Below are 25,913 nucleotides of genomic sequence, written 5' to 3'. Positions count from 1 at the left end.
TGACAACACCCAGACCCAGAATAGAAGATCGGCCCGCTTCACGAGAATGATTCTCAACAGCATCTGATTCGCATTGAGAATGCCCGATGTCTATTCGTAAAGGAATCACTGGATGTCTGTTCGTATTTACCCCTCCTCCCTCAACATGCGCAAAACCGCTTTGGCAGTCAGTCTCTTCAGTTCGTTGATCAGTGCCAATACCTGGGCCGAACCTGTCGGCTACAACATCCCTACTGGATCTCTAGCCACCGCCATCAACCAGTTCGCTGCAACCAGCGGCATAACCATCAGCTTTAGCACCCAGGAAACTGCCGGGCTACGCAGTGAGGGCCTACAGGGGAAATACGAGCTGGACCAAGGCTTGCTCAATCTCCTGCAAGGCAGTGGCTTGCAAGTGCAGCCCGCCGGAAACATGCACTACGCACTGGTACGCCACAATCAAGGAGGCTCTCTGGAATTGGGGGCTACGACGATTTCGAGTATGGAACTGGGTGCCACCACAGAAGGCACTGGTAGCTACACCACGGGTTCGGCCAACACCGCCACGGGGTTACGCCTCTCGACACGCGAGACACCACAATCAGTGACGGTCATCACCCGCCAGCAGATCGAAGACCAGAACCTGACAGATGTCGCTCAGGTGCTTGAACAAACACCTGGCGTAGTTGTGGACAGCATGGGACCTGCGGGCAGCGACGCCAACCATATTTATGTCCGCGGTTTTGAAGTCGGCAGCATTCAGGTCGACGGCATCAATCGGCCAGACACCTATGGATTCCGCGACGACCTGGCCGACATGGTCAGCTACGATCGTGTTGAAGTGGTGCGAGGCGCCACAGGGTTGATGTCAGGAACAGGCGATCCCGGCGCGACCGTCAACCTGATTCGCAAGAAACCAACGTTCCAACCTCAACGCACACTGACACTCAAGGCCGGCTCCTGGGATACCTACCGCACCGAACTGGACGTGTCTGGCCCGTTGTCCGAGAGCGGCCATGTACGTGGACGCTTTGTCGCGTCGAACACCGATAGCCAAAGCCACATTGACCGCCAGTCACAAGACAAGCAAGTGGCATACGGGGTCCTGGAATGGGACGTCACCGATGACACGATGCTGACCGTGGGCGCCGAGTATCAGGACATGGACAGTGACGGAGCCGGCAACCACGGCTTCCCGATGTTCAATACCGACGGCAGTCACTTCAGCCCTTCTCGCTCGTTCAACTCCGCTTCGGACTGGAGCTACCACAAGCGTCGCTCCAAAACAGTGTTCACCACCCTGGAACATCAGTTGAACAATGGCTGGCAGTTGAAGCTCAATGCCGAACACAGTCGCCGCAGTTATGACGACGCCTTCGCCACGGCGGCCAGCGGTACCGTCAACCCCGATGGTAGTGGCATCAGCACCTGGACTGGTCGCTGGGCGGGCGAGCCACGTCAGACCTCGTTCGACTTGTCCGCCTCCGGCCCCTTCGAACTGCTCTCCCGCGAGCATCAGGCTTATCTCGGGGCCAGTCACTACCGAGCCTACTATCGCAACGACGGTTATCCACTCTGGTCATTCCAGACCATCGACAACATCTACACCTGGGACGGCTCGTTGGCGATCCCGGATGCCATTCACACCAAGTCATCTGAAGATGCGCTCGATGAAACCCAGAGCGGTATGGTGGCGTCTGTACGCTGGAGCCTGACTGATGACCTGTCGCTGATTACCGGCGCACGGGTGATTGACTGGAAACGTGACGAGACTGCGACCAGCTTGCCCACTGGCGCCACCACTCGCACCTCTCGCGGCGAAAGCGGCGTCGTCACACCCTACCTGGGCCTGGTGTATGACCTGAACGAAAACTGGTCGGCCTATGCCAGTTACACCACCATCTTCAAGCCGCAAAGCAACAAGACCGCCAGTGGCAGCTACCTGGATCCTGAAGAAGGCGTTAACTATGAACTGGGCCTCAAGAGCGAGTTCTGGGACAAACGCCTGACCACCGCGTTCAGCGTCTTCGAAGTGCGGCAGGACAACCTCGCCGTCGCAGACGGCAGTAACCTGGCACCGGACGGCAATCAGGCCTACCGTGCCGAGTCCGGCACAAAAACTCGTGGCTTCGAAGCAGAAATGGCCGGTGAAATCCTGCCCGATTGGCAAGTATCCGCCAGCTACACCTATGCCGTTATTGAGGATTCGGATGGCAAGCGCCTGCGCACGGAAGTGCCGCGCGATACCTTGAAATTGTTCACCAGCTATCGACTCCAGTCACTGCCAAAATTGAAAGTGGGCGGTGGCGTGCGCTGGCAAGGTACGGAGTACTACAAGGACGCCGGTCCCAACGACGAAACGTTCAATCAGGGCGCCTACAGCGTGGTCGATCTGATGGCGCAATACGCGGTAACGCCACAAACCAGCGTCTCGCTGAACCTCAACAACGTGTTCGACGAGAACTACTACACCGCCATCGGCTCGAGGGGGTGGTACGGCACTCCGCGTAGCGCCACGGCCACCCTGGTCTACGCATTCTGACGCGGGTGTCCATTCAGGAGGACTGACCACTTTCGGTCGATCAACGCCTTGCATTACAGGCGAGGTGTTGATCGCCCAGTTCCTTTAAAAATGAACTCCAAAAAAATCTAAGGCGGAGTTGGAGAGCATGCGCTCAGATTGATCGTGACCCGATTCTGGTAGATCAATTAGCTCGGTATTTCTGCACAGCGCCTGCCCTTCGATATCAGTCCTCAAGTGAACGGGTCAACACTCATCACCGGTTACTTGGCTCGGCCTATACCCAAGAATCCTAGCCAACTGCGCGACTCTTTAGCCTGCAAAGGTGGACTATGCGTACCAGGGCCCTCAGGTCGTAATAGATCACCGGGATAATGCGGATGACCCAAGCATTGACTGTCATCCAGCGAAAAAGCCTGAACGGCAGCCGCAGCCTCAATACACCAGCGCCCGAAATAGCTGCCCGCCTCGAGCGGATGCTTTTCAGGATCGCCGTAGTGATACCACCATGGTTGTTGCTTGCCACAGCGATTCAGCTCCGGGTACCAAGCATCGACGAACGCTTTCAATTTCCCATCCGCAAGCTCTTTCGGCGCATCGATAGCTTCGAGCAGCCGGGCATAAGGCTTTGGATGCAACAGAACGCCCCCAATCACACGAGCGGGCTCACGACTGGCGATTACCCTATCTAGCAAAACGTCTTTACCCTCTTCACCAACGAGGGATAACAGGCGGCGCCATTGGTCGTCTGGTATGCGTAATACGAGCGCCAATCCGACCAACCAGAAACACCAGATGTAGTGATTCAAATCGGCAAGATCGAACGTCCAGTTGCGGCAGGTTTTCAGGTTGTTTTCTGCGCAAACGCTATCCGCCAAACGATTCGATAGCTCCCAGGTTTCAAGTAACTGCGCAAATGATTGGCCTAAATCAGCAACCGGATCTCCCTGGGAATAGCGGCGCAGGATCAAACGTAAAATGTCTTTTGATAGATCAAAAGAAAATTGCGGGTCATAGACCGGATTCTTTGAGGGTTCAGATAAGAGCCTCTGCGCTTTCTCTATCCAGCTCACATCTTTCACGACCCGCTCGCGCCAGTAGACAGCCCCCGCTACTGAGTCTCGAATCATAGTTGTGCTCCTGACAGGTCAGGCGTGGAAGCCAGAATTTTGGTTGTATCAATAGGTTTGGGTTTACCCATGGAAGCCAATACCTGAATCTCAGTCGCTCCATTCGCACTCGTAGTTACCACCCACGTCTCCGTTCGCCCGGTCCTAATCGCTGAAGTGATGTCACGAGCAGCATCAATACCCACAGTTTTCTCCAATCGCCCCGCCGCAAGCGTCCAGCTCTCACTCCCCTGCTTGCCATCTTGAGTATTAATCAGCCTCGCGTTGCCACCTTTTTGAGGTCACCGACAATTTATACTCAATCACCACGTAATCCACATCAAGCCGATCGACCTCACCCGGACATGCTCATGGACGGCCACGCCAATCGGATCAGCCAGGATAAGTGGCCGCCATTGACCATGAGCTTGCAGAAGCTCTACGGACTCAGCGGGCAGGTGCATCCATCCAAGCTCGCCGACATACCGGAAAAAGCGTATGAGCCGCTAGCGAGGGCTTGAGGTTTATATCGCAGATGTACTGATCGCGGACTATGCCGTAGTCAGTCAAGCGCTGAATTCTTACTCAAGCCTGCAGTCTTAAAAGCACACCGCCTCAGAGAACGAACCATGATCAGGATAGCCTTACGCATCATTGTTGTCGGCGGGCTGTTGGGCCTGTTGCTAGGCTGTTCACCTCTGAAAGTTTTAAACCTCCTCACCCCGGGAAGCACTTTCAACAAGGCATCGGACCTGAAATACGGTAACGATCCGCGCAACCGATTGGATGTCTACACGCCGGTCAATCTCGCAGCCGACGTGCCAGTGGTGGTGTTCTTTTATGGCGGTAGCTGGAACAGTGGCTCACGCAGTGACTACAGCTTTGTCGGCGAGGCGCTGGCAGCACGAGGTATCGTAACGGTGATCGCCGATTACCGGCTTTATCCGCAGGTGCACTATCAGGGTTTTCTGGAAGACAGTGCGCGAGCGGTGGGCTGGACCCGCCAACACATCCGCCAATACGGCGGCGATCCAGAGCGGCTGTATGTGATGGGCCATAGCGCAGGCGGCTACAACGCGGCGATGGTTGCGCTAGACCCAAAATGGCTGGCAGCTGTGGGCATGGAGCCTTCGATGCTTAGCGGCTGGATCGGTCTCGCCGGGCCCTACGACTTTCTGCCCGTCGAAAACCCGGAGGTGAAACCGATTTTCTTCTTTCCGAATTCGCCCCCCGACTCTCAACCGATCAACCACGTTACCGCCACATCGCCCCCTGCGCTGTTGATAGCCGCGAAAGACGACACGCTGGTCAATCCCGAGCGCAACACTGGGGGCATGGCCCGACGTTTGCGGGAGCAAGGTGTGCCTGTGCGCGAGCTCTATTTCTCCAAGGCGGGTCACGGGACATTGGTTGCCGCATTCTCTCGGCCTATGCGATGGCTGGCGCCGGTCCTGGATGAGGTGGTGGCGTTCATTCATGGTCAGGATCTGGCATCGGAAATTTCTCACGACAGATGAAGTATTTCTGCCAAGACGGATGAGCGTCTCCCACCGGCACATCGGGATCTATCTTCCAGTTCCGGGGGACGCAAATGACGAACCCCTTCACCTAGAGCATGACCCCTTGTCGACAGTGACCCTTGCCAACGCACGCGACATTCACACCGGTCTTGACGTTTAATACGCCGCAATCAAGGACGCTCACCAAACAAGGGAGCGTTTAGGACACAGAAGACACAAGGATAGGCAATGGCAGTAAAGGCGCTTTTATACGGTTGGGTCAGCTATTTGCTGGTAGCGTGGCTGACCAGCCTGGGCATTTTTTACAGTGACGTCGCACTGAACAGTGAGCTGCACCTGTGGCTGCCTGCCATCGCAAATGCTCAAGACTATTTCGTTGCGCAAGGGCAACTGGATTTTCTGAAGAAGACCGCCTGGATCTATGAAAAGGATCTCGTGCTGCTGGCCTTCATGCTGATTTGGGGAGCCTTGGTATGCCGGTTCTCTCTTCGTATGAGCGTCTCGGGTTTCTTTCGAATAGCGAACTACAGAAAAAATTACCTCGGATTGCTGCTCTTGCTGGGGGCAGTGTATTGGATCACGACTGCCATTCTCGGGCCGGATTTTGAACAGTCCACTCGAGGTATATTCAGCAATAAGCTCTACCGCTTCAGTGTCTTGTTTGGCGCATTTCATAACACGTTGATTTTACCCACTCTGCTGCCACTGATGGCTGTGGGCATGTCTGGCTTCCTGGAGCCGATTGAAGCGCGCAAAACCTAGCGTAATGACTAATCTGCTCGGGTCTCTAGCGAGCAAAACCTACAAGCCAACATCAGTTTCCAACGTACAAATTGTCCATGGGGCAATCCCACTTCTTGCCACTCGCAGGTACCCCTGTCACTTCATCGCTTGATCTGCTCCTCTCTAAGGTGCCCGGCAAGCGAACGTCTAAACTCTCATGGTTTTACCCACTGCTACTGAATCCAAATCCCCTTCTGTCTTCTGAACTGGAGGTTTTCCATGAGCACTGGCAATGAAATCGCTACCTTCACCGGCTGGGCTGCTACGTCAGCCGGCGCGCCGCTGGAGCGCTTCAGCTACGACCCAGGCCCGTTGGGCGGCGAAGAAGTTGAGGTTGCCGTCGAGTATTGCGGCGTTTGCCATTCTGATCAGTCACTGATTGATAACGACTGGGGAATCAGCCAATACCCTTTTGTTCCTGGCCACGAAGTGATTGGCAGTATCGTGCGGGTCGGTGAAAAGGTACTCGGCTTGACCGTGGGACAGCGGGTGGGCATTGGCTGGTACAAGGGTAGCTGCATGCATTGCTCATCGTGTATCGGCGGTGATCAACATCTGTGTGGTTCGGCCAAACCCACCGTTGTCGGGAGCCATGGCGGTTTCGCCGACCGCGTCCGAGCACATTGGGCCTGGGCGCTTCCGATCCCAGCCGGACTCGACCCTGCCATGGCCGGACCGCTGCTTTGCGCGGGTTCGACGGTGTTCAACCCTCTGGTTGAATTCGGTGTAAAACCTACTGATCGTGTCGGCGTGATTGGCATCGGAGGCCTGGGACATCTGGCTCTTCGCTTTCTCAACCGCTGGGGCTGCGAGGTGACGGCCTTTACTTCATCTCTGAGCAAACAGGACGAAGCCAGGAACCTCGGTGCGCACAACGTCGTCTCGTCAACCGATAACAACGCCTTGAAATCCATCGCCGGTACTTTGGACTTTCTGATGGTAACGGCCAATGCGAATCTCGACTGGACAGCGATACTCGCCACACTCAGGGGTAAAGGGCGAATCAACTTTGTAGGTATCGTGCCCAATGCCATTCCGGTGCATGTCTTCGACCTTATTCCTCAACAAAAAACCCTGTCCGCTTCTCCGGTCGGCTCACCAGGTACCACAGCAACCATGTTGGAATTCTGTACACGCCACAACATCGTTCCACAGGTTGAGATGTTCCCCATGAGTCAGGTCAACGAGGCCGTCGATCACCTGCGCAGCGGCAAAGCGCGATACCGCGTGGTGCTGGATGCGAGCAAATGATCTGTGGGCGCGTCGGGTACTCCCGTCGCGCCTCGTTTGGTTACACACAGGTCTATCCAAAGCGGGTTAAGCGCTCGAGCGGTTTTTGCGAGTTGCTCGACTGGCTGGAGCAAAAGCGTCCGAAGCTGGATGGGGACCGCCAGCCGGTTTGATGCATTCCCATCGGGTTCATCAGCCATGACCTGGTGACCTTTGGTTTCGACTCAGATCGAGGCACAAAAAGGCTGGCCCGTGGATCGCAGCCCTGCCCTTATCGGATCGAGACTCGCACTGCCCGCTTCACTCGTCCTGGTCGATCTGATCAAGAAAATCAACGTCGTCATCGTCCTCATCCACGATGGCCTGTGCGTCCTCTTCGGCCCATGAATCGTCCTCGTGGAATTCATGGTCGAGCAGGTGGTCGTGTTCGGGCTCTGGTATATCTCGTTCTTCGTTCATGATTTAGCGACACTGCGATTTAAAGAACGGACTGTATAGGCACATCCCCTCTCTTCGTCAACGAACACGTAATGGCTTGAAGCTATCCTCAAAGACAATGGCTCAATCTTCGGCAGTCCAGAGGAAATGGTATCCTTGACGTTTGACAGTCACCTCCCGAAACCCGCCATGCTAAAGCCCGTCCCTTCCCCTGCGGTAAAGTCATACGAGACCAATCTCAATGGCCGCGACTTTGTAGTAGGCGATATCCATGGGCACTTCAACCTTCTCAGGTCATTGCTGGAACAGGCTGGATTTGATGAGGCGAAAGATAGGGTATTTTCGGCAGGCGATCTGATTGACCGCGGACCTTACTCGGACGAGGTCATTGCGTGGTTGAAACAGCCTTGGTTCCACGCGGTGCGGGGTAACCATGAGCAAATGATTGTCGAATGCGCGATGGGGCTCGGTGACATCCCAAGGCACATCCGCAACGGAGGTGCCTGGTTCCACGAAGCACCCGCCGCTTCTCAGTCAGGGATATTCGAGGTCGTGAATGACCTGCCGATCATGCTGGAAATCGAACTGCCGGATGGCAGGACAGTCGGACTTGTTCACGCTGAAGCGCCGACGCTCCAGTGGTCAGACGGCTGGCCAGAAGCCAAAGCCTATTTGGCCGGGCACGCTGGCGAGGAATGGCAACAGCAGGCACTGAAGTGTGCGCTGTATTCAAGAAAGAAGATCGAAAACAGCGATCACTCGATCGTTGAAGGCATTGACACCATTTATGTCGGCCATTCGACTGTCGCCGATGTGACGAAACTGGGTAATGTCGTGTACTTCGACACTGGGTGCTCATTCGGTGACGGCGCGCTCAGCCTCATCGACATCAATACTGGCGCCATTTTTCAAAGGCCCACGACTGCGGATTGAGGCTATCTCACCACGCACGCCAAATGGTCTGCCTGGAACTCACACGCCAATCATCCCAGCCGGTGCTAGGCTTTCCTCATCACAGAGGACTCTCAATGCCAAATTCCGACCTGCTCCCTTCCCTGCTGTACAAAATCAACGAGAACCAGCTCGCCCTGGAAAGCGCCATCATGGAGCTGGCCAACTGGGCTGAGCAACAGGGTGCCGCGGACCTTGCCGAAAACGTGCATGCGGCCCTGGAGGTGATCGACAGAAATGAAGAGTTCATCAAGCTGACGCTGGCGGTGTTGATGGCGCCGGAGTGAGAATGGCGAAGGCTTGGAGCTAGAGCCCTCCCTCCAGAGTCGATCAACACCTGACCGCTGTCCTCGCCCCGAGGACAAAATCTGCGCTATTGAAGCCTATGGCGTTGAAAACGCCATCATCCCGTTCGTCACCTCCCCTGATCAACCCCTTCCCCATCCAGTCACAACCTACGCATCACGGTTGGAAGGCAATCGTGCCAGGCCAATGATTTTTACCAGCTCGGAGAAGGATGATGGGCGTAAACATCAGTAATCTAACGATCGCGACACCGGTAGCCGTATCCGCAACCAACCCGGTTGCACTGGAGCTCAACGGGGCACAAGCCATTGCGCAGTTTCCCAGTGTGGTCACCGTTCTGGCGGACGGCTCGCTGCAACTGTCAGCGCCAACCAGGGGCGCTTCCAGCAAGAGCACGCACCGCACGCGCTGCGAGTGGAAGGAGTCGGTGTACTGGGCGCTTTCCAGCGCGGCCACTCATATCAATTATCAGGAGATGACCGTAACCAAGGTCAACTCGGCCCAGAAGGTCGTCATCTCGCAGATGCATGTGAAAAATGACGACAGCCCGGCGATCAAGGTGTTCTGGCAGAAGGGCAATATCACCATGGGCTTCCGTCAGAGTTTCAACCAGACGACGCCGGTCAACTCGACAGTGCTCAAGGGCGTGCCGTTGGGCGGTAAATTCCAGGTCATCATCAAGGTGGCCTCTGCCGGCATCGCCCGGGTCACGGTCGACTACAACGGCAATGTCGGAACGTCCGGCGACCTGCAGCTAGACCCCTCCTGGAATTCGCAGGTGTTCAGTTTCCACGGGGGTGTCTACAACCAGATTGATTTCACTGACGCCACGCCGCCAGAGGATGGCTCGATCTGCATCATCAGTGACCTGCTGATCACTCACGCCTGAACAGGCTGACAGCCGGGAAAGACCGGCACCCTCCACGGGCTGAAGAAATATGCCCACCCTGACCAGTTGCGGCCACTCAGCATTTCTCTGAAACAGCTGGCAGGGCGAACGAATGAATCTTATTCGAGTGACGAAATTTCGTACATCAGCGATTCCCTGATACCGCCATACACCGACTACAGACTAAAACCTTACCCCTCTACTGCGCATCAGGTTCGAACGGTTGCGATCGCTTGCGCCCCAGCGTCAGCACGAACAGCGTGATTGCAAAGACGCCGAGTAACGGCGAATCGTAGGAAGGAATCGCCCATGGCACCAGCCAATGCGCCGCGTAAAGCAGGCCAGCGAACACGCGAATCTGCAAATTGGAAAACCGGTTGCCAAAGCGTTGAGCCGCCTGGCTGAAAGCAGTCAGAAATTTCATCCATGATTCCTTGGGCAAGTCGTGCGAACTTTAATCCGCAGCGGCGTTTTTTTCAAAAGCTGCGTCAGGCACCAGTATCTCCTCGAGAAAATCAATGAACACATTGATCCGGCTCGACCCCCGATGATTGGGCAGGTACAACGCATTGATGCAACTGCTCGCACTGCCGGGGTTGACCTCATACTGTTCCAGCACCCGTGTCAGGCGGCCGGCCGCGACGTCGTCACGTACCAGCCAGTCGGCCACCAGGGCCACGCCCCTGCCAGCGATGGCGGCTTCACGCAGGATGTCGGCGTTGTTGCTTTGCAGGCGGCCATGGATATTGAGCTGGATGGTTTCTTCATCGCCCTGGAACGTCCAGTGCTGATGCGCCCCGGCGTAGTCAAAGCGCAGGCACTGATGTTCCAGCAGATCGCGCGGATGACACGGTGTCGCCTGCTCGCGCAGGTAATCCGGGCTCGCCACCACCCAGCGCTGGAAAGCACCTACGCGCTTGCTGACGATGTCTTCGCTGACCACCGAGGAGCCCAGGCGCACGGACACGTCGATCTGTTCGCTCAGCAGGTCACCGACCTGATCGCTCAGTGACAGGCTGATTTCCAGGCCCGGATGCCGATCGAGCAGGCGACCCAGTTGCGGCGCGATGATGCGCCGGCCGAATTCGACCGGCACGCTGACGCGCAAGCGCCCTTGTGCATCGCTGCCGCGGTCGGTGACCACGGCGTCGGCTTCGTCGATGGCGTCGAGAATGGCCACCGCCTTCTCGAAGTAGGCTTGGCCGGCAACGGTGACACTGGTGTGGCGGGTGGTGCGGTTGAGCAGGCTGGCGCCCAGTTCATGCTCCAGTCCCGCCACCTGACGGGTCACCGAAGAGGTCGAAATACCGAGCTTGCGCGCCGCCGAGGAGTAACCGCCGCAGCGAACGGTTTCAACAAACATCTTCAGTGCCAGCAACTTGTCCATCAGCGGGGTCCGGTCGAAAGGGAACGGGGCTGATTGTGCACCAACGTTCGCCAATCGTCTTGTAGACCTGTGCTCGCGAGCCTCAGGCATGGGCCTTGCGCCCCAGGAACATCACCAGCGCCAGTGTCGGCAGCAATGCCACGGCCACCGCCGACAGATGCCAGCCGAAGTGCTCGTAGAGCGGGCTTGCCACCAGCGAACCCAGGGCGCCGCCGACGAAGATACTGGTCATGTACACGGCGTTGAGGCGAGCCCGGCTGTGCGGGTCGATGGCGTATACCTCGCGCTGGCCCAGTACCATGTTCAGTTGCACGGCGAAATCCAGCAGCACCGCACACACCACCAGCCACAGGTAGCTGCTGCCCGGCAACGCACCGATCAATAGCGCAGCCGGCGCCAGCAGCAAGGCCACCAGCGTACCGCGACGTCCATGTCCGGCGTCGGCCAGGCGTCCGGCAATCGGGGCCGCCACCGCGCCCACCGCTCCCACCAGGGCGAAGATCGCGACTTGCGACTGGCTGAAACCGTGGTGGCGGATCAGTTCGATGGGCGCCAGGGTCCAGAACAGACTGAAGCTGGCGAACAACAGGCCCTGATACAGCGAACGCTGACGCAGGATCGAGTGGCGGCGCACCAGGGCAAACACCGAAGCGATCAATGCCGGGTAAGTCGCCTGATGCGTCGGTACACGGCGCGGCAATGCCACGGCGGTGATCAGCGCAATGACCGTCATCAGGACCGACGCGCTGTAGAACACCCCGCGCCAGCCGAACACGTCCACCAGCAGGCTGGACAGTGGTCGCGACAGCAGAATGCCCAGCAGCAGGCCGCTCATGATGTTGCCGACCACCCGGCCGCGTGTGGCTTCCGGCGCCAGGTGCGCGGCCAGCGGCACGAGGATCTGCACCGCCACCGAGGTGAGGCCGATCAGCAGTGACAGCAGCAAAAACATCGACGGCGAATGCGTGAACCCGGCATACGCCAGCACCACGCTGGCCGCCAGGGTAAAGCCCACCACCAGACGGCGGTTTTCCATGAGGTCGGCCAGCGGCACCAGCAGCAACAGACCCAGCGCGTAGCCGAACTGGGTGAGCGACACGATCAGGCTGGCATTGGCGCTGGACAGGCCGATTTGCGGTGCGATCAGTTCGACGATCGGTTGTGCGTAATACAGGTTGGCCACGACCGCGCCACAGCAGAACGCCAGGAACGCGACCATCAGGCCGGAGAGCGAAGCAGGCTGTTCAGCCCCGATCGCTGCAGGATTGCCCGTGAGCATGGTGACACCTCGGTGTTAGGAGAAAGTGGTGGCAAGGCTACGGGCCCTGCTCCACACCGAGAATCCATCCTGCGGGCAATGCAGTGATGCGTGATGCGCAACGGTCGCGAGGATCGTCACTGCTCAATCGCGGCATTAGAAAATTTGAATTAGCCGCCTGCCCGCCCGGTCAAGAACTATGTACACAGCAAATCTGACGAGGTGAACAGCCATGACGATCGAAGCAGAGACACTGGTACAACTGACCGAGGCGTTGCAGGAACGCGGCATGACGCTGGTGTCGGATGTCGCGTTCATTCGGGCGCCGTACCGGCATGATCATCGCTGGGTCTGCATGGTGGCGTGACAAGCACGCCGCCACCAATCAGATCAACAAATCCTCATAAAACGCGCCATAGGGCAGCTCAGGATGGGCCAGCTGGATCTCCAGGATCCACAGGCCGTTATTGGGGTACTCGGCAAAATCCCCCAGATCGCCACCGCGATAGATCGCGTGGGGGAAATCGCTGACCCGATGCCCCTTGATGTCCAGGTTGAGCTTCCAGCCCATTTCCTGCGCCTGATCGCGCGCGAAGTCGTAAAGCGCCACCCCGGAAACCCGCTCGCTGCGCCAGAAGCTTTCGACCTGATCGAACAGGGTCTTGGCCGCCGCGGCGCAGGCGCGCATCTGCGGGTCGGAGCCGGTGGTGAAGGTAGCGCCGGCATCCCCTTCATGGCCTTGCCAGACCACGCCCATGTCGATGAAGAAAATGTCGTCTTCACCCAGCACCGGATCGCCTTCGGAGCGTTGCTTGAAGGACTTGAGCGTATTGGCGCCGAAGCGGATCAGCAGCGGGTGCCAGATGCGGTCCATGCCCAGTTCCGACAATACCAGTTTGCCCTGTGCCACGGCCTCGGACTCGAGCATGCCGGGCTTGATGACCCGGGCGATCTCATCAATGGCCTGCCAGGTTCTTTGTTGTGCGTAGCGCATTGATTCCAGCGCGTAACGCTCTCCCACCGCTTCTTTGGGATTGAACGCTGTCGTCATGATGGATTCCTTTCGTAAGAAAGCGCAGGTCATGCGCTGTATAGTTTTGTATATTGCGATATTCCCGGACCTTGAATCAACCATGGCCTACGCCTCGAAACCACCTTATGGCAACCGTTGAAACCTCACCCGGGCGCCTTGCGCAGCCCTCGATCCGCCAACGTAACCAGTCGCTGATCCTGCAGGCCGCCAGCGAAGAGTTTGCCGCGGCAGGCTTCGACGCCACCCAGACTCGCGATATTGCCGCGCGCGCGGGCGTGCCCAAGGCCAATCTCTATTACTACTTCCAGAGCAAGGAAAACCTCTATGCCCGAGTCTTGCTGAGTTTCCTCGAACCGTTGCTGCAGGCATCGGCTGTTCTTCGGGAAAGCACCGACCCGGCCATCGCCCTGCAAGCCTACATACGGGCCAGGATTCGCATCATTCAGGAAAACCCGTTGACCTCGAAGATCTTCAGCCACGAGCTGCTGCTGGGAGGCAAGCAACTGCCGGAGCAGTGCAAGCAATTGCTGGAGAGCGAGGCCCGGCGCAACGTCGAGTGCCTGCGCGAATGGATCGATGCGGGCCTGCTGGCGCCCGTCGATCCTGAGCATTTGATGTTGTTTCTCTGGTCGGCCACCCGCACCTACACCAACCTCGGCTGGCAGATGGCGCTGATCAACGGTGCGCCGAGCGATGCCGACTACGAGATCGCCGCAGCCACCATTACGCGCATGGTGATGCGCGGCGCCGTGCCGAAAGTCGAAAAGGGAAAAGGGAAAAAATCCTGCACCAACCCCGAGTGAATGCCTGGTGCCCTAAAGCGCCTGGAAGCGCCCTTCGAAATCACTCGCCAGTTGCTCCAGCGTCACATCACCCAGGCGCTCCAATAGCAGCGCCTGCGCGGCATCGAACGCATCGGTGAGCGCCGCGTTGACGGCCTGTTCCACCAGGCATTGCGGGTGGTCGGTCGATAAGCCAATGGCGAACACCGATGCACCGCCCAACGCCTGATGGATGTCCAGCAGCGTGATCTCGGCCAGAGGCTTGGCCAGTGTCCACCCGCCCCGATGCCCTTTCTCCGAACGCACATAACCCTGTTCCTTGAGCAGCGCCATGGTTCGGCGAACCACCACCGGGTTGGTGCCCAGCATCTGCGCCATGGCGTCGGACGTCGCGGGTTTGTCCTGGCGCGCCATGTGAATCAGCACGTGCAGCATGCGGGACAGGCGGGTGTCGTTTCTCATCGGGAGCGTCGTTGTGGAGGGATGCTCGCAGCCTCCCACGAAACAATTAACGTTACAAGACTATTGACGCATCGACTTCACGTAACTTACGTTGTGTCTTGAATGCCTTGAGCGGGTCCAGGACCCAGGGAGATAGATCCAATGTTCGACGTCATTATCGTGGGCGGCAGCTATGCCGGCGTTTCCGCCGGCCTGCAATTGGCGCGTGCGCGCCGCAAGGTGCTGGTGATCGATGCCGGTCAACGGCGCAATCGCTTCGCTGATCATTCCCATGGATTTCTCGGCCAGGATGGCCGTCACCCTGGCGCAATAGCCGATGAGGCACGCGCGCAGTTGCTGGCTTATCCGACCGTCGAATGGCGCACGCAATCCGCCGTCAGTGCCACCCGTCAAGGCGCTGCATTCGCTGTGACGACGAGTGACGGCGCACATTTTGCCGCGAAACGCCTGATCCTCGCTTCGGGCGTGGTGGATGAACTGCCCGATGTTCCCGGCCTGGCGCAGCGTTGGGGGCAACGCGTGTTCCATTGTCCGTATTGCCACGGGTACGAACTGGACGGCGGGCCGATTGGCGTACTCGCTGCCTCGCCTCTGGCCATCCACCATGCGTTGATGCTGCCTGACTGGGGCCCCACCACCTTCTTCCTCAACGGCGTGTTCGAGCCCGATGCCGATCAATGGGCACAGCTGCGCAAGCGTGGTGTTCAGGTGGAAAACGAACGTGTCGTATCGGTCGATGGCGAGCACGCGGACGTGACCCTCGCCAGCGGCCGCGTCATCCCGCTCGCGGGGCTATTCACCCAGCCACGCACACGCATGGCCAGTCCCCTGCCCGCCTTGCTGGGCTGTGTATTCGAGGATGGGCCAATGGGGCCGTTCATCAAGGTCGATGCGATGCGCGAAACCAGTGTGCCGGGGGTATTCGCCTGTGGCGACGCCGCCGTGGCCGCAGGGAATGTGGCCATTGCGGTCGGCGACGGTGCTCGCACGGGCGGCGCGGCGCACCACTCATTGATCTTTCGCGATTGATAACCGCCGGCTCCGTTCGCCCCGGAGCCGGCAGTCCAAACGCGATGACAGCCTTCAGGTGCGATGCAGCGCCTCGCCGTGATGCATCGCCAGATGGCCGGTTTTGTCACTCTTGACCTCATACTGCGGCTCGTCCTTCGACGCCGGTCGATGCCGCCCCATGAACTCGACATCCTTGACATGGACCTTCACCACTTTGCCCTGTATCTCCCCGGCCTCCGAGTTCCAGCGCACTGCGTCACCCACCTTGAAGGTTGTACTCATGGCCCTGCCTCCACGTTTGCATGTAAGCGTGTTGAACGGCGGCGCGGGGAGAAATTCAGTTGGATCAGGGAAACCGCTGATGGACTACCTCATCGCCTGCGCAGGCACACGCCGCAACACATCCTCATAAGGCGCCAGATCAAGAAAGGCCGTCGCCTCGAACGCTTTGCCATCGCGCATGTGGAAGATCCACGCATAGCTGTTGTGATAGGCCTGCCCGTCGCGCGCCGTGGCGACGCCCTCCCATTGGATGATCACGTGGTCACCATCGGCCCACACCTGTTTGCGTACCGGCCGCACCGGGCTCGACAGGCGGGACACGAACGGCTGAACGGCTTGCGCGACGAAAGCGTCAATGCCCCGGTACACGCCAGCGCTGGGGCTGGAACCCTTGATGGTCCAGACGATGTCAGGCGTCAGCATGTCGCTGAAGAACGTGGTTCCGCCAGCGGCCCAGCGGTCGAAGGCTTCGCTGACCCGTTGTTTGTTACGTGCTTCGATATCCATCGTCGAGTCGGCGCTGGCGGCGCCTGACACCCCCGCCATCCCTATCAGCGCGGCAAGGGCCACTGTGCGTATGCCTGGAAACAAGTCCATGAAGAGACCTCCTGTGGATGTCATGCCGACGTTTGCGGGCGAGTGCTGCCGAAGATCAGTTGCTGCACCATCGGCCGGGAGACGAAGCGTCCGGGAAAGATCGGCTCGGGTGCGCTGGCATCATCCAGGAGGGCAATGTGCTCAGCGCTCAACTGAAGACGCAACGCCCCCAGATTGTCCTGGGCCTGGGCCAGCGTCCTGGCGCCCATGACAGGTGCCACCACGGCGGGGTTGAGCAACGTCCAGGCCAGCGCCACCTGGGACGGCGTCGCGCCGGTTTGCGCAGCGATGGACGCCACGACGCTGGCGATGTGCAGGGATCGTTCATTCAGGTGCCCGGACGAGCTGATCACCCCTTTGCGGGTCGCGGAAACACCCGCCTCACTCGCGTGGCTCAAGTCATCGCGACTGTATTTGCCCGTCAGGATGCCACCGCCCAGCGGCGACCACGGCAGGACGCCCAGGCCCATGGCTTCGGCCATCGGCATCAACTCGTGCTCGACGCTGCGCTCCACCAGGCTGTACTCGATCTGCAATGCCACCAACGGCGCCCAGCCACGCAGAGTGGCGAGGGTTTGCAGCTCGGCGATTTTCCACGCCGGGGTGTTGCAGATGCCCAGGTACAACACCTTGCCGGCACGGACCAGGTCGTCGAGGGCACGCATGACCTCGTCGGCACCCGTGGTGAAATCCCAGGCATGCAGGTACAGCAGCTCGATCCGGTCGGTGTCGAGTTGCCGCAGACTGGTTTCCACCGAACGCATCAGATTCAGACGATGGTTGCCGCCCGAGTTGGGGTCACTCGGATCTCGCGCCATGGTGTATTTGGTCGACACCACCAAACGATCACGCTTGCCCTTGAGAAACTGGCCCAGGATGCGCTCGGAAGCCCCGTTGGTGTAGTTGACGGCGGTGTCGATCAGGTTGCCTCCCTGATCGACATAGTGATCGAAAATCTGCCGGGCCTCGGCTTCATCCGAACCCCAGCCCCAATCGGCGCCAAAGGTCATGGTGCCAAGGGCCAACGGCGAGACGCGCATACCTGATCGTCCGAGCAGGCGGTAGTGGTCGAGTGCAGTGATTGTGGGCATGATGGCCTCCTTACAGAAGTGGGGTCTGACCTGTAAGGAATGAGTCTGCCTGCCACGGCGTGCCGGCCCGTAGACGGATAATCCCGGGTTCTTGCACGATAATCCGCGAACGCGGAGCGACGTTGAACGGAGTACGCATGGGATCACTGCCAAGCCTGATCGAGCTGATCAGTCGTCACGCGCCGTCTGACGGCTTTCACGACACACCGATTGCGGGCGTCACTCTGGTGCGCTCGGGTTCGCCGACCGTGCCCATGCCGGTGGTGTATGAGCCGACCCTGTGCCTGATTGCTCAGGGCCGCAAGCAGGTGGCGGTCGGCACCACCTCGTACATCTACGACGCGGCCACCTACCTGGTGGCTTCAGTGGACATCCCGGTGATGGGCTCGGTCATCGAGGCCAGCGAGCAGGCACCGTATCTGTGCCTGGTGCTCAATCTGGATATGGGCGTGCTCAGTGATCTGGCGCTGCGTCACCCCGCCGATGGCACCCTTGGTGGTCCTGGGTCTGCCATCGAACTCAACGCCACCACGCCGCCGCTGCTGGACGCGGCCGTGAGGCTCGCCGGGTTGCTGGACACGCCCGCTGACATCGCCGAACTGGCGCCCCTGATCATTCGCGAAATGCTCTATCGGTTGCTCATGACCAGTGGCGCCGTCCGCCAGATGGCCGGTGCCGACAGCCGCCTCAGTCAGATAGCCAAGGCCATCGCCTGGATACGCAGCCACTACCAGCAAAGTTGCAGGATCGAAGAAATTGCCGACATCGCCGGCATGAGCCGCTCTACGCTTCACGCGCACTTCAAGGCCGTCACGGCCATGAGCCCGTTGGAGTTTCGCAGTCAGTTGCGCCTGCAGGAAGCTCGACGCCTGATGGTGGCGCACGCCTTCGACGCGGCGGGTGCCGGCTATCGCGTGGGTTATGACAGCCCTTCGCAGTTCAGTCGCGACTACGTGCGCCTGTTCGGGTTGCCGCCGGGCAAGGACGCCGAACGGCTACGCAACGCCGCTCCGTGACAACTGTTGCACCTGCTTCTGCACAAAGTCGGTAAACAGTTTGACCCTGATCGGCGTGTTGCTGCCGAACGCGTGCACCGCATGCAGCTCCAGTGCGGGCAGCGCGTGCTTCTCCAGCAGTTGCACCAGCCGCCCTTCGTTCAGATCCTGCTGGACGATACAGCGCATCAGGTAGGCAACGCCCATGCCGTCGATGGCTGCCGTACGCAGGCCGAAGCCGGAGTCCAGGCCGATGCGTCCCTTGGGCAATAACGTTTCGCCGTTCTCGAAGAGAATCGGCAAGGTGCGCCCGCTCAACTGGTAGCGCACGAACGGCAGGTCACGCAGATCATCCACCGTGGCGGGTTGACCGCGGGCCTGAAGAAAGTCGGGGGACGCCACCAATGCCATGTCCATGCGCGCCAGCGTCCGGGCCCGCAGGTTGCTGTCCCCCAGCGAACCCACGCGGAAGATCACGTCATAGCCCTCACTGATCAGGTCCACGTGGTGATCGAGCAAGTTGAGGTCGATGTCGACCTCCGGATGCTCGGCCAGAAACGACGAGCCGATCCGCGGCAATAACAAGCGCCCCAGCTCGCTGGGCATGCTCACCCGCAAATGCCCGCGCACCGTGCCGGTCGGCCGTATCGCATCTTCGGAATCCTCAAGCGCGCGCAACAAAGGGGCTACACGCTCAAAGAACAGATAGCCGTCCGGCGTCAGGCCAAGGGTTCTGGTGGAACGGCGAAACAGCGTGACATTCAGCTTTTTTTCCAGGCGCGAAATGCTCTTGGAGATCGCCGACGGCGTCGTGCCGACGCTGCGCGCCGCGGCGCTGAAAGAGCCGGCCTCCACCACCCGGACAAAGGCAATGAGGCTGCTCGACTGGCTCAACAGGCTGGACATCTTGTGACTCCGAGGCACAACTGATGTGCTGTGTGCAGGACTGGTTGCTGGAAACACGCGCCGCATAATACGTCGAAACATCCATCATCGGAGTCAGCAGATGAAGCGTCTCGAAGGTAAGGTAGCGGTCATCACAGGTGGTAACAGCGGCATCGGCCTGGCATCCGCCTGCCTGTTCGCTCGTGAAGGCGCACAAGTGATCATCACGGGTCGGCGCAAGGATATTCTGGATCAGGCCATCGAAACCATTGGCCATGGTGCGATCGCCATCGAGGGCGACGTGGCCAGCCTGGAACATCATGAGGATCTGGCCGCCCGGATCCAGCAACGCTTTGGCGCACTGGACATCTACATGGCCAATGCCGGTGTCATCACCCTGCAGCCCTCCGCGCAGGTCTCGCCAGAGGATTACGACACGCAGTTCAACATCAACACCCGCGGCGTGTTCTTCGGCGTCCAGTCGATCACGCCCGTGCTGCGTGACGGGGCCAGCATCATCCTGACCAGCTCCCTGGCTGCGACCAAAGTGCTGGAGAATCACGCGGTCTACGCTGGCAGCAAGGCCGCCATCGCCGCGTTTGCCCGCAGCTGGGCGCTGGAGTTGCGCGCCCGTCGCATCCGCGTGAACGTGCTCAGCCCTGGCCCTGTCGACACCGCGATCATCGGTAAACTGGGGGTTTCAGATGAGCAGCGCCCGGACTTCCTGAAAATGCTGGGTGAGATGATTCCTGCAGGGCGGCTCGGTGAGGCGCAGGAACTGGCCCGTGCCGCGCTGTACCTGGCCTCGGCTGACAGCACCTTCGTCAATGGCATTGAGCTTCTGGTGGACGGCGGGATGTCCCTGACCTGAACTCAGGGCCTCTTGCCCCCGATTTCTTCCCGGGTCGGCATCGTCCAGTCGCCAGGTCGTTTGTCATGGACCGACGGCTCGCGCGGGTGGCCTTCATAACCGAACGCCACCAGATACACCGCCAGTGCAAACGCCGTCAACGCCGCACGGCCCAGCGGGTCCGCGTCTTTGGACAGGCCGCCACCCGGGGCGAACTGGACCGTTCCATCACGCAGATAGTTGAATACCACCTGACCGAACAAGGCCTGCAGCATCACCACGCTCCAGAACGGCTGCCAATGCCCGGTGAAACGGGCAAAGGCGTTCACCAGTGTCGCCGCGATCATCAAGCCCAGCACCACGTATCGGTGACGCTTGAAGAACATCAGGGCCTTGTTCTGCACTTGCATCAAACGCCCTCCCGGCTCAGCGCTTCGAGCGCTTGGTCCAGCCGATGACCATGAACACCAGCCCTGGCACCCAGAAAGCGGTGTTCCCGGTGCTGATGCCAATCACCAGCAAAGGCAACCCGACGACGAACAGTGGTTGCTTGAATGCATTGTCCATAATACGAAACCTCCCCTTTAAATGGCGGTCAGTTAACCATGAACCTGCCATCGGAATCAGAAAAACACTCGTCCCCCTCGCGTCCCAATGACTGTAGTATGCCACCCGCATTTTTTCAGTCGTGGCCATAACGAGGTCGGATTAGAGTTTATGACCATGCAAACACCGACCCGAGATATTCCCCGCGTACTCCAGGATCTGCGCACCGGCACTGCCGAACTGCACATTGCCCTGGAAAAACGCCTGCCGTTTTTCTCCGACTCGCTCGATCTCCAGGCCTTTGAGCGCCTGATGCAGGCCTATTACGGTTTTTATCGGCCGCTGGAAGCCGCGCTGCAGGACTGCACGTCGGCCCCCACAGATTTTGACCTGAACACCCGAATGAAAACCCCGACGCTGCGTAGTGACTTGCAGGCCCTGGGGATGCCCGGGAACGCGCTGGACAGCCTGCCCGTCTGCCGCGAGCTACCGATCATCGACTCCGGCGCGGCGTACCTGGGTGTGCTTTACGTGCTGGAAGGCGCGACGCTCGGCGGACAGATTCTGCGCCGTGAAATCGCTGCCAGGCTGGACCTGGGCGCCGAAAACGGCGCGGCATTCCTGGATATTTACGGTGCCGCGACCGGGCGGCGCTGGCGTGATTTCATCGACTACCTGGGTAATCGCCCCATGACCGCCGACGAGCGCGAAAGCGTGGTCAAGGCGGCGCACTCCACATTCAGTTGTTTCGAACGCTGGCTGCAAAGCCGGGAGGTTCTGCTATGACACCACAAGACAAAGACGCGTTTGAACAGCTGTTGGCCAACTGTGCGGACGAACCCATCCGCTTTCCGGGGGCGATTCAGCCCCACGGGCTGCTGCTGACCCTGACCGAGCCTGGACTGGAGATCATCCAGGTCAGCGCCAACGTCGACACCCTGCTCGCACGCGAACCACAGACACTGATTGGCCGCCCGCTGCAAAGCCTGATCGGTGACGCGCACACCAAAGCCGTGCGTGAAGCGTTGCAGCAACCGACACTGTTCGACGCCCCTCCCCTGCATTTCAGGGTCAACGGCACCGCGTTCGACGGTTTGCTGCATCGCCATCAAGGGGTGTTGATTCTGGAGCTGGAGATCCACGTGGAGAATTTCCAGCCGCGCAACGTCGCCGGCAATCAGACAAACCTGGGGCGCATGCTCCAGCGCCTGCAAGCGGCGACTACGCTGCAAGCGCTGTACGACATCAGCGTCAAGGAAATCCAGGCCATGACCGGCTATGACCGGGTGCTGATCTACCGTTTCGAGGAGGAAGGCCACGGTCAGGTGATCGCCGAAGCCTCCGACCCATCGATGGAGCTGTTCAACGGACTGTTCTTCCCGGCCTCGGATATTCCGGAGCAGGCCCGCGAGCTGTATCGCATCAACTGGTTGCGAATCATCCCGAATGCCGACTATCAGCCGGTGCCGCTGGTACCGAAGCTGCGTCCCGACACGCAAACGCCACTGGACTTGAGTTTCGCCACCCTGCGCAGCGTTTCGCCGATCCACTGCCAGTACATGAAGAACATGGGGGTGTTGTCGTCAATGAGCATCTCGCTGATGCGCGGTGATCAACTCTGGGGCCTGATCAGTTGCGGCAACCGCCAGCCACTGCATGTTCCGCACGAATTGCGCACCGCCTGCCAGACCATCGGCCAGGTGCTGTCGTTGCAGATCAGCGCCATGGAGGCCCTGGAACTCAGCCGCCAGCGTGACGAAAAGCTCGGAGCGCTGGCACTGCTCAACCAAGCCATGATCGACTCGCCGCAGAATGTCTTCGACGGCCTGGCCCGGCAACCGCAAGTGCTGATGGCGCTGGCCCAGGCCGGCGGTATCGCGATCATCGAAGACAAGCAGTTGCACCGTTATGGCAATTGCCCGGAACCCGAGCAGATCCGTGCGCTGCATAAATGGCTGCAGGAACGCGGCGAGCCGGTGTTCGCCAGTCATCACCTGGCCAGCGTCTATCCACCGGCCGCTCACTATCAGCAAGTGGCCAGCGGCGTGCTCGCCATGAGCCTGCCCAAACCGGTAGACAACGGCGTGATGTGGTTCCGTCCGGAAGTCAAAGAGAACGTCAAATGGAGTGGCGACCCGAGAAAGCCGCTGGACCTGGAAAACTCTGACGCCGGCCTGCGCCTGCGCCCGCGCACATCCTTCGAAATCTGGAAAGTGGAGATGGCCGGGATCTCCACCAAGTGGAGCCATGGCGACCTCTTCGCCGCCAACGACCTGCGCCGCTCGGCACTGGAAAACGACCTCGCTCGCCAGGTCCGTCGTGAACAGGAGGCCGTGCGTGCGCGGGATGATCTGGTGGCCGTGGTTTCCCACGACCTGCGCAACCCGATGACGGTCATCTCCATGCTCTGCGGCATGATGCAAAAGACCTTCAGCTCCGACGGCCCGCACACCTCGCGACGCATTGCTACCGCAATCGACACCATGCAACAGGCCGCCGGGCGCATGAATACCCTGCTCGAAGACTTGCTCGATACCTCCAAGATCGACGCCGGGCGCTACACCATCACACCGCAAAAGCTCGACGTCACACAGATGTTCGAGGAGGCCCAAGCACTGCTCGCGCCCCTGGCGCTGGACAAGGACATCAGCATTTCCTTCGAAGCGGATCCCGACCTGCGCATCCATGCCGACCCCGAGCGGTTGTTCCAGGTGCTGTCGAACCTGGTCAGCAACGCAATCAAATTCACCCCGCGCCTGGGCACCGTCGGTGTGCACGCGAAATCATCCGGCGGCGACATCGTCTTCACCGTGCAAGACAGCGGCGAAGGCATTCCCCAGGACCACCTGCCCCATGTGTTCGATCGTTACTGGACCGCCAAGGAAGGCAACCCGAATGGCACCGGGCTGGGCCTGTATATCACGCAGGGGATCGTCGAGGCCCATGGTGGACGCATCGTCGCCGAAAGTGCGCCGGGGCAAGGTGCGTTGTTCAGGTTTACCATGCCGGCGGCTGTCGATACTCCTGAGTAATCCGAATGCTCGGCACGGCATTTCTTTGAACTTAGGCACCCGCATCGTGATCACCTTTACTGCGTGCACCCAGCGCGCAGCCTGATGGATCAGTGCACACGCGCTATCCGTCAGTGCCGGGTCGACAACCGATGAGGATCTGCTGTGACCGACACCACCTACCCCTTCGCGCGAATCACGCCAGGACCGCTGCACGCGGTCCTGCTTGGCGGCGCCGTGGCCCTTTTTCTCGGGGGCTTGCTCAGTGACATCGCCTACTCCAACACCTACCAGATCCAGTGGAGCAATTTCGCCTCCTGGCTGATCGCCGGGGGCCTGGTGTTCTGCGGGCTTGCGTTGCTGTTTGCGCTGGTCAACCTGCTACAGGCCCACCCCAAAGCCGGCAGGCCTACTTTGTATTTCCTGCTATTGCTGATCACCTGGGTGCTGGGGTTGATCAACGCCTTCGAACATGCCAAGGATGCCTGGGCGGTCATGCCCTCGGGCCTGATCCTGTCAGTCATCGTTACCCTGCTGAGCTGCGTTTCGGCGTGGACCGGTCTCACCAACCTGCGCTCGGGAGGTGCACGATGAAACCTATGTATCCAGTCGCCACCCTGACCCTGGCGATGCTGCTGAGTGCCTGTGGTGGAGAAGCCGATAGCCAGCAAGCCCGTGGTCCCGACCCGAAAATGCCCGAGCCCCAGCGCAGCCTGCTGCCCAGCATGAAAATCGCCGAGCCAGTGGCCTGGGGTGAGCAGAAGCCGACCGTGCCCGAAGGATTCAGCGTCACCGCCATTGCCAGCGACCTGAAAATCCCGCGCCAGACCCTGGTGCTGCCCAACGGTGACATCCTGGTGGCCGAAGGCCGTGGCGGCAACGCAGCGAAGCTCAAGCCCAAGGATGTGATCGCCAGCTACATCAAGGCCAAGGGCAACACCCAGGTCAAGGGTGGCAACCGCCTGACCCTGCTGCGTGATGCCGATGGCGACGGCAAATATGAGCTGCAAACGGTATTCGCCGAAAATCTCAATGCGCCGTACGGCCTGGCCTATGCCGACGGTAAAATCTACGTGGCCAACCAGGACGCTCTGGTCAGCTTCGATTACGCCGAGGGCCAGACCAAGGCCAACGGCATGCCGACGAAAATCACCGACCTGCCATCTGCGATCAATCACCACTGGACCAAATCCCTGGCCATCAGCGAAGACGGGCGCTCGCTATACGTGGGCATTGGCTCCAACAGCAACATCACCGAGCGCGGCATGGAGGTGGAGGTGGATCGGGCCATGGTCTGGCAGATCGACGCCCAGACCGGCGCCCACAAGCCGTATGCCACCGGGCTGCGCAATCCTACGGCGCTGAAAATCCAGCCTGGCACCGGCACGCTTTGGGCGGTGGTCAACGAGCGCGATGAACTGGGGCCCGATCTGGTGCCCGACTATCTGACGTCGGTGAAAGAAGGCGCGTTCTACGGCTGGCCCTACAGCTACTGGGGCCAGAACGTTGATACGCGGGCACGGCCACAGAACCCGACGAAAGTCGCCTCGGCGATCAAACCGGATTACAGCCTGGGCTCGCACGTCGCCGCTTTGGGCGTGGATTTTTCCACCGCCGCCATGGGCGACAAATTCGCCGAGGGCGTGTTCGTCGGTGAGCACGGTAGTTGGAACCGGGACAATCCGGTGGGCTACAAAGTGATCTTCGTGCCGTTCCGCAATGGCAAGGCTGATGGAGAGCCGATCGACTTTGCCACAGGTTTCCGCGGCTCGGATGGCAAGACCCGTGGCCGACCTGTTGGGGTGACGGTCGACCCGCGGGGCGCGCTGATCATCGCTGATGACCTGGCCAATACCATCTGGCGTGTCACACGCAATAAATAAAACCCAAAACCTGTGGGAGCGAGCCTGCTCGCGATGGCGGCGTGTCAGGCACCATCAATGTTGAATGTCCCGGCCAATTCGCGAGCAAGCCCGCTCCCACAAGGTTCTCGGTCC

The 25,913-nt window shown here is 59.6% G+C and carries 29 protein-coding genes; 16 read left to right on the top strand and 13 right to left on the bottom strand.

Annotated elements, in window-relative coordinates; genetic code table 11:
• Positions 1–112 precede the first annotated feature (112 nt).
• Complete coding sequence (locus ABVN20_RS23715) at positions 113–2,521, top strand: TonB-dependent siderophore receptor (RefSeq protein ID WP_368558183.1); 2,409 nt, start codon at positions 113–115, stop codon at positions 2,519–2,521.
• A 242-nt stretch (positions 2,522–2,763) separates the two neighbouring features.
• On the opposite strand, the gene ABVN20_RS23710 is transcribed toward ABVN20_RS23715, so the two are convergent.
• On the bottom strand, positions 2,764–3,630 hold the full coding sequence (locus tag ABVN20_RS23710) for a PoNe immunity protein domain-containing protein (protein ID WP_368558182.1): 867 nt from the start codon (positions 3,628–3,630) through the stop codon (positions 2,764–2,766).
• A gap of 608 nt (positions 3,631–4,238) precedes the next feature.
• On the opposite strand from ABVN20_RS23710, the gene ABVN20_RS23705 reads away from it, so the two are divergent.
• The 3 genes from ABVN20_RS23705 to ABVN20_RS23695 all read left to right on the top strand — a co-directional run bounded on the left by ABVN20_RS23705 (position 4,239) and on the right by ABVN20_RS23695 (position 7,163).
• Positions 4,239–5,126: an alpha/beta hydrolase gene (locus ABVN20_RS23705; protein WP_368558181.1), complete on the top strand. Its 888-nt coding sequence runs from the start codon at positions 4,239–4,241 to the stop codon at positions 5,124–5,126.
• Positions 5,127–5,357: 231 nt separating this feature from the next.
• Positions 5,358–5,891: a hypothetical protein gene (locus ABVN20_RS23700; RefSeq protein ID WP_368558180.1), complete on the top strand. Its 534-nt coding sequence runs from the start codon at positions 5,358–5,360 to the stop codon at positions 5,889–5,891.
• A 240-nt stretch (positions 5,892–6,131) separates the two neighbouring features.
• The gene (locus tag ABVN20_RS23695; protein ID WP_368558179.1) at positions 6,132–7,163 is read left to right on the top strand and encodes an NAD(P)-dependent alcohol dehydrogenase; all 1,032 of its coding nucleotides are present in this window, start codon (positions 6,132–6,134) and stop codon (positions 7,161–7,163) included.
• Positions 7,164–7,442: 279 nt separating this feature from the next.
• Here ABVN20_RS23695 and ABVN20_RS23690 read toward each other — a convergent pair whose 3' ends face one another.
• Entirely contained in the window at positions 7,443–7,601 is a 159-nt protein-coding gene (locus tag ABVN20_RS23690; RefSeq protein ID WP_368558178.1) for a hypothetical protein, read from the bottom strand.
• Between the two features lie 168 nt (positions 7,602–7,769).
• Here ABVN20_RS23690 and ABVN20_RS23685 point away from each other — a divergent pair, with 168 nt between their 5' ends.
• The 3 genes from ABVN20_RS23685 (at position 7,770) to ABVN20_RS23675 (ending at position 9,726) form a co-directional block, all read left to right on the top strand.
• Entirely contained in the window at positions 7,770–8,513 is a 744-nt protein-coding gene (locus tag ABVN20_RS23685; RefSeq protein WP_368558177.1) for a metallophosphoesterase, read from the top strand.
• A gap of 95 nt (positions 8,514–8,608) precedes the next feature.
• Positions 8,609–8,818 (top strand): hypothetical protein, encoded by a 210-nt coding sequence (locus tag ABVN20_RS23680; protein WP_368558176.1) that lies wholly within the window; start codon positions 8,609–8,611, stop codon positions 8,816–8,818.
• A gap of 233 nt (positions 8,819–9,051) precedes the next feature.
• Entirely contained in the window at positions 9,052–9,726 is a 675-nt protein-coding gene (locus ABVN20_RS23675) for a polysaccharide lyase family 7 protein (RefSeq protein WP_368558175.1), read from the top strand.
• A gap of 199 nt (positions 9,727–9,925) precedes the next feature.
• On the opposite strand, the gene ABVN20_RS23670 is transcribed toward ABVN20_RS23675, so the two are convergent.
• The 3 genes from ABVN20_RS23670 to ABVN20_RS23660 form a co-directional block, all read right to left on the bottom strand.
• Positions 9,926–10,150, bottom strand: a complete 225-nt coding sequence (locus tag ABVN20_RS23670; protein ID WP_368558174.1) for a hypothetical protein — start codon at positions 10,148–10,150, stop codon at positions 9,926–9,928.
• A 30-nt stretch (positions 10,151–10,180) separates the two neighbouring features.
• Complete coding sequence (locus ABVN20_RS23665; protein ID WP_368558173.1) at positions 10,181–11,113, bottom strand: LysR family transcriptional regulator; 933 nt, start codon at positions 11,111–11,113, stop codon at positions 10,181–10,183.
• An 82-nt stretch (positions 11,114–11,195) separates the two neighbouring features.
• On the bottom strand, positions 11,196–12,392 hold the full coding sequence (locus ABVN20_RS23660) for an MFS transporter (RefSeq protein ID WP_368558172.1): 1,197 nt from the start codon (positions 12,390–12,392) through the stop codon (positions 11,196–11,198).
• Positions 12,393–12,603: 211 nt separating this feature from the next.
• Between ABVN20_RS23660 and ABVN20_RS23655 the strand changes: the two genes are divergently transcribed.
• Positions 12,604–12,738, top strand: coding sequence for a hypothetical protein (locus tag ABVN20_RS23655; RefSeq protein WP_368558171.1), 135 nt, complete (start codon positions 12,604–12,606; stop codon positions 12,736–12,738).
• 18 nt (positions 12,739–12,756) lie between these two features.
• Here ABVN20_RS23655 and ABVN20_RS23650 read toward each other — a convergent pair whose 3' ends face one another.
• Positions 12,757–13,422, bottom strand: coding sequence for a M24 family metallopeptidase (locus ABVN20_RS23650; protein WP_368558170.1), 666 nt, complete (start codon positions 13,420–13,422; stop codon positions 12,757–12,759).
• A gap of 107 nt (positions 13,423–13,529) precedes the next feature.
• On the opposite strand from ABVN20_RS23650, the gene ABVN20_RS23645 reads away from it, so the two are divergent.
• Positions 13,530–14,207 (top strand): TetR/AcrR family transcriptional regulator, encoded by a 678-nt coding sequence (locus ABVN20_RS23645; RefSeq protein WP_368558169.1) that lies wholly within the window; start codon positions 13,530–13,532, stop codon positions 14,205–14,207.
• Positions 14,208–14,219: 12 nt separating this feature from the next.
• Here ABVN20_RS23645 and ABVN20_RS23640 read toward each other — a convergent pair whose 3' ends face one another.
• Positions 14,220–14,648 (bottom strand): Rrf2 family transcriptional regulator, encoded by a 429-nt coding sequence (locus tag ABVN20_RS23640; RefSeq protein WP_368558168.1) that lies wholly within the window; start codon positions 14,646–14,648, stop codon positions 14,220–14,222.
• Between the two features lie 141 nt (positions 14,649–14,789).
• On the opposite strand from ABVN20_RS23640, the gene ABVN20_RS23635 reads away from it, so the two are divergent.
• Entirely contained in the window at positions 14,790–15,677 is an 888-nt protein-coding gene (locus ABVN20_RS23635) for an NAD(P)/FAD-dependent oxidoreductase (RefSeq protein WP_368558167.1), read from the top strand.
• A 54-nt stretch (positions 15,678–15,731) separates the two neighbouring features.
• Here ABVN20_RS23635 and ABVN20_RS23630 read toward each other — a convergent pair whose 3' ends face one another.
• The 3 genes from ABVN20_RS23630 to ABVN20_RS23620 all read right to left on the bottom strand — a co-directional run bounded on the left by ABVN20_RS23630 (position 15,732) and on the right by ABVN20_RS23620 (position 17,629).
• Positions 15,732–15,941, bottom strand: a complete 210-nt coding sequence (locus tag ABVN20_RS23630) for a DUF2945 domain-containing protein (RefSeq protein WP_368558166.1) — start codon at positions 15,939–15,941, stop codon at positions 15,732–15,734.
• A gap of 84 nt (positions 15,942–16,025) precedes the next feature.
• The gene (locus ABVN20_RS23625) at positions 16,026–16,538 is read right to left on the bottom strand and encodes a nuclear transport factor 2 family protein (RefSeq protein WP_368558165.1); all 513 of its coding nucleotides are present in this window, start codon (positions 16,536–16,538) and stop codon (positions 16,026–16,028) included.
• Between the two features lie 20 nt (positions 16,539–16,558).
• Positions 16,559–17,629 carry an aldo/keto reductase gene (locus tag ABVN20_RS23620; RefSeq protein ID WP_368558164.1) on the bottom strand — a complete coding sequence of 357 codons (1,071 nt, stop codon included), beginning with the start codon at positions 17,627–17,629 and terminating at the stop codon, positions 16,559–16,561.
• 137 nt (positions 17,630–17,766) lie between these two features.
• On the opposite strand from ABVN20_RS23620, the gene ABVN20_RS23615 reads away from it, so the two are divergent.
• Complete coding sequence (locus tag ABVN20_RS23615; RefSeq protein WP_368558163.1) at positions 17,767–18,645, top strand: AraC family transcriptional regulator; 879 nt, start codon at positions 17,767–17,769, stop codon at positions 18,643–18,645.
• Here ABVN20_RS23615 and ABVN20_RS23610 read toward each other — a convergent pair.
• Complete coding sequence (locus tag ABVN20_RS23610) at positions 18,625–19,530, bottom strand: LysR substrate-binding domain-containing protein (RefSeq protein WP_368558162.1); 906 nt, start codon at positions 19,528–19,530, stop codon at positions 18,625–18,627. The genes ABVN20_RS23615 and ABVN20_RS23610 overlap by 21 nt on opposite strands.
• Before the next feature lie 100 nt (positions 19,531–19,630).
• Between ABVN20_RS23610 and ABVN20_RS23605 the strand changes: the two genes are divergently transcribed.
• Positions 19,631–20,380, top strand: coding sequence for an SDR family oxidoreductase (locus tag ABVN20_RS23605; protein WP_368558161.1), 750 nt, complete (start codon positions 19,631–19,633; stop codon positions 20,378–20,380).
• 2 nt (positions 20,381–20,382) lie between these two features.
• Here the strand turns inward: ABVN20_RS23605 and ABVN20_RS23600 are convergent, their stop codons facing one another.
• Positions 20,383–20,769, bottom strand: a complete 387-nt coding sequence (locus ABVN20_RS23600; RefSeq protein WP_368558160.1) for a hypothetical protein — start codon at positions 20,767–20,769, stop codon at positions 20,383–20,385.
• A gap of 16 nt (positions 20,770–20,785) precedes the next feature.
• Entirely contained in the window at positions 20,786–20,926 is a 141-nt protein-coding gene (locus ABVN20_RS23595) for a hypothetical protein (protein WP_368558159.1), read from the bottom strand.
• A 156-nt stretch (positions 20,927–21,082) separates the two neighbouring features.
• Here ABVN20_RS23595 and ABVN20_RS23590 point away from each other — a divergent pair, with 156 nt between their 5' ends.
• The 4 genes from ABVN20_RS23590 (at position 21,083) to ABVN20_RS23575 (ending at position 25,799) form a co-directional block, all read left to right on the top strand.
• Positions 21,083–21,691, top strand: coding sequence for a biliverdin-producing heme oxygenase (locus tag ABVN20_RS23590; RefSeq protein ID WP_368558706.1), 609 nt, complete (start codon positions 21,083–21,085; stop codon positions 21,689–21,691).
• A complete protein-coding gene (locus ABVN20_RS23585) occupies positions 21,688–23,937 on the top strand; it encodes an ATP-binding protein (RefSeq protein WP_368558158.1) in 2,250 nt (749 codons plus the stop codon). Before ABVN20_RS23590 ends, ABVN20_RS23585 begins: the two co-directional genes overlap by 4 nt.
• 144 nt (positions 23,938–24,081) lie before the next feature.
• Positions 24,082–24,510: a DUF2231 domain-containing protein gene (locus tag ABVN20_RS23580; protein ID WP_368558157.1), complete on the top strand. Its 429-nt coding sequence runs from the start codon at positions 24,082–24,084 to the stop codon at positions 24,508–24,510.
• Positions 24,507–25,799 (top strand): sorbosone dehydrogenase family protein, encoded by a 1,293-nt coding sequence (locus ABVN20_RS23575; protein ID WP_368558156.1) that lies wholly within the window; start codon positions 24,507–24,509, stop codon positions 25,797–25,799. The genes ABVN20_RS23580 and ABVN20_RS23575 overlap by 4 nt, the downstream gene beginning before the upstream one ends.
• Positions 25,800–25,913: the final 114 nt, after the last annotated feature.

The sequence above is a fragment of the Pseudomonas sp. MYb118 genome (genome assembly GCF_040947875.1).
GTDB lineage: Bacteria > Pseudomonadota > Gammaproteobacteria > Pseudomonadales > Pseudomonadaceae > Aquipseudomonas.
The sequence above is the reverse complement of the archived record's forward strand: the minus strand, read 5'-3'. Positions and strand labels throughout refer to the sequence as shown.

Coding starts and splice junctions, on each gene's coding strand:
- ABVN20_RS23715 (WP_368558183.1), top strand. CDS start 113: ATGTCTGTTCGTATTTACCCCTCCTCCCTCAACATGCGCAAAACCGCT.
- ABVN20_RS23710 (WP_368558182.1), bottom strand. CDS start 3,630: ATGATTCGAGACTCAGTAGCGGGGGCTGTCTACTGGCGCGAGCGGGTC.
- ABVN20_RS23705 (WP_368558181.1), top strand. CDS start 4,239: ATGATCAGGATAGCCTTACGCATCATTGTTGTCGGCGGGCTGTTGGGC.
- ABVN20_RS23700 (WP_368558180.1), top strand. CDS start 5,358: ATGGCAGTAAAGGCGCTTTTATACGGTTGGGTCAGCTATTTGCTGGTA.
- ABVN20_RS23695 (WP_368558179.1), top strand. CDS start 6,132: ATGAGCACTGGCAATGAAATCGCTACCTTCACCGGCTGGGCTGCTACG.
- ABVN20_RS23690 (WP_368558178.1), bottom strand. CDS start 7,601: ATGAACGAAGAACGAGATATACCAGAGCCCGAACACGACCACCTGCTC.
- ABVN20_RS23685 (WP_368558177.1), top strand. CDS start 7,770: ATGCTAAAGCCCGTCCCTTCCCCTGCGGTAAAGTCATACGAGACCAAT.
- ABVN20_RS23680 (WP_368558176.1), top strand. CDS start 8,609: ATGCCAAATTCCGACCTGCTCCCTTCCCTGCTGTACAAAATCAACGAG.
- ABVN20_RS23675 (WP_368558175.1), top strand. CDS start 9,052: ATGGGCGTAAACATCAGTAATCTAACGATCGCGACACCGGTAGCCGTA.
- ABVN20_RS23670 (WP_368558174.1), bottom strand. CDS start 10,150: ATGAAATTTCTGACTGCTTTCAGCCAGGCGGCTCAACGCTTTGGCAAC.
- ABVN20_RS23665 (WP_368558173.1), bottom strand. CDS start 11,113: ATGGACAAGTTGCTGGCACTGAAGATGTTTGTTGAAACCGTTCGCTGC.
- ABVN20_RS23660 (WP_368558172.1), bottom strand. CDS start 12,392: ATGCTCACGGGCAATCCTGCAGCGATCGGGGCTGAACAGCCTGCTTCG.
- ABVN20_RS23655 (WP_368558171.1), top strand. CDS start 12,604: ATGACGATCGAAGCAGAGACACTGGTACAACTGACCGAGGCGTTGCAG.
- ABVN20_RS23650 (WP_368558170.1), bottom strand. CDS start 13,422: ATGACGACAGCGTTCAATCCCAAAGAAGCGGTGGGAGAGCGTTACGCG.
- ABVN20_RS23645 (WP_368558169.1), top strand. CDS start 13,530: ATGGCAACCGTTGAAACCTCACCCGGGCGCCTTGCGCAGCCCTCGATC.
- ABVN20_RS23640 (WP_368558168.1), bottom strand. CDS start 14,648: ATGAGAAACGACACCCGCCTGTCCCGCATGCTGCACGTGCTGATTCAC.
- ABVN20_RS23635 (WP_368558167.1), top strand. CDS start 14,790: ATGTTCGACGTCATTATCGTGGGCGGCAGCTATGCCGGCGTTTCCGCC.
- ABVN20_RS23630 (WP_368558166.1), bottom strand. CDS start 15,941: ATGAGTACAACCTTCAAGGTGGGTGACGCAGTGCGCTGGAACTCGGAG.
- ABVN20_RS23625 (WP_368558165.1), bottom strand. CDS start 16,538: ATGGACTTGTTTCCAGGCATACGCACAGTGGCCCTTGCCGCGCTGATA.
- ABVN20_RS23620 (WP_368558164.1), bottom strand. CDS start 17,629: ATGCCCACAATCACTGCACTCGACCACTACCGCCTGCTCGGACGATCA.
- ABVN20_RS23615 (WP_368558163.1), top strand. CDS start 17,767: ATGGGATCACTGCCAAGCCTGATCGAGCTGATCAGTCGTCACGCGCCG.
- ABVN20_RS23610 (WP_368558162.1), bottom strand. CDS start 19,530: ATGTCCAGCCTGTTGAGCCAGTCGAGCAGCCTCATTGCCTTTGTCCGG.
- ABVN20_RS23605 (WP_368558161.1), top strand. CDS start 19,631: ATGAAGCGTCTCGAAGGTAAGGTAGCGGTCATCACAGGTGGTAACAGC.
- ABVN20_RS23600 (WP_368558160.1), bottom strand. CDS start 20,769: ATGCAAGTGCAGAACAAGGCCCTGATGTTCTTCAAGCGTCACCGATAC.
- ABVN20_RS23595 (WP_368558159.1), bottom strand. CDS start 20,926: ATGGACAATGCATTCAAGCAACCACTGTTCGTCGTCGGGTTGCCTTTG.
- ABVN20_RS23590 (WP_368558706.1), top strand. CDS start 21,083: ATGCAAACACCGACCCGAGATATTCCCCGCGTACTCCAGGATCTGCGC.
- ABVN20_RS23585 (WP_368558158.1), top strand. CDS start 21,688: ATGACACCACAAGACAAAGACGCGTTTGAACAGCTGTTGGCCAACTGT.
- ABVN20_RS23575 (WP_368558156.1), top strand. CDS start 24,507: ATGAAACCTATGTATCCAGTCGCCACCCTGACCCTGGCGATGCTGCTG.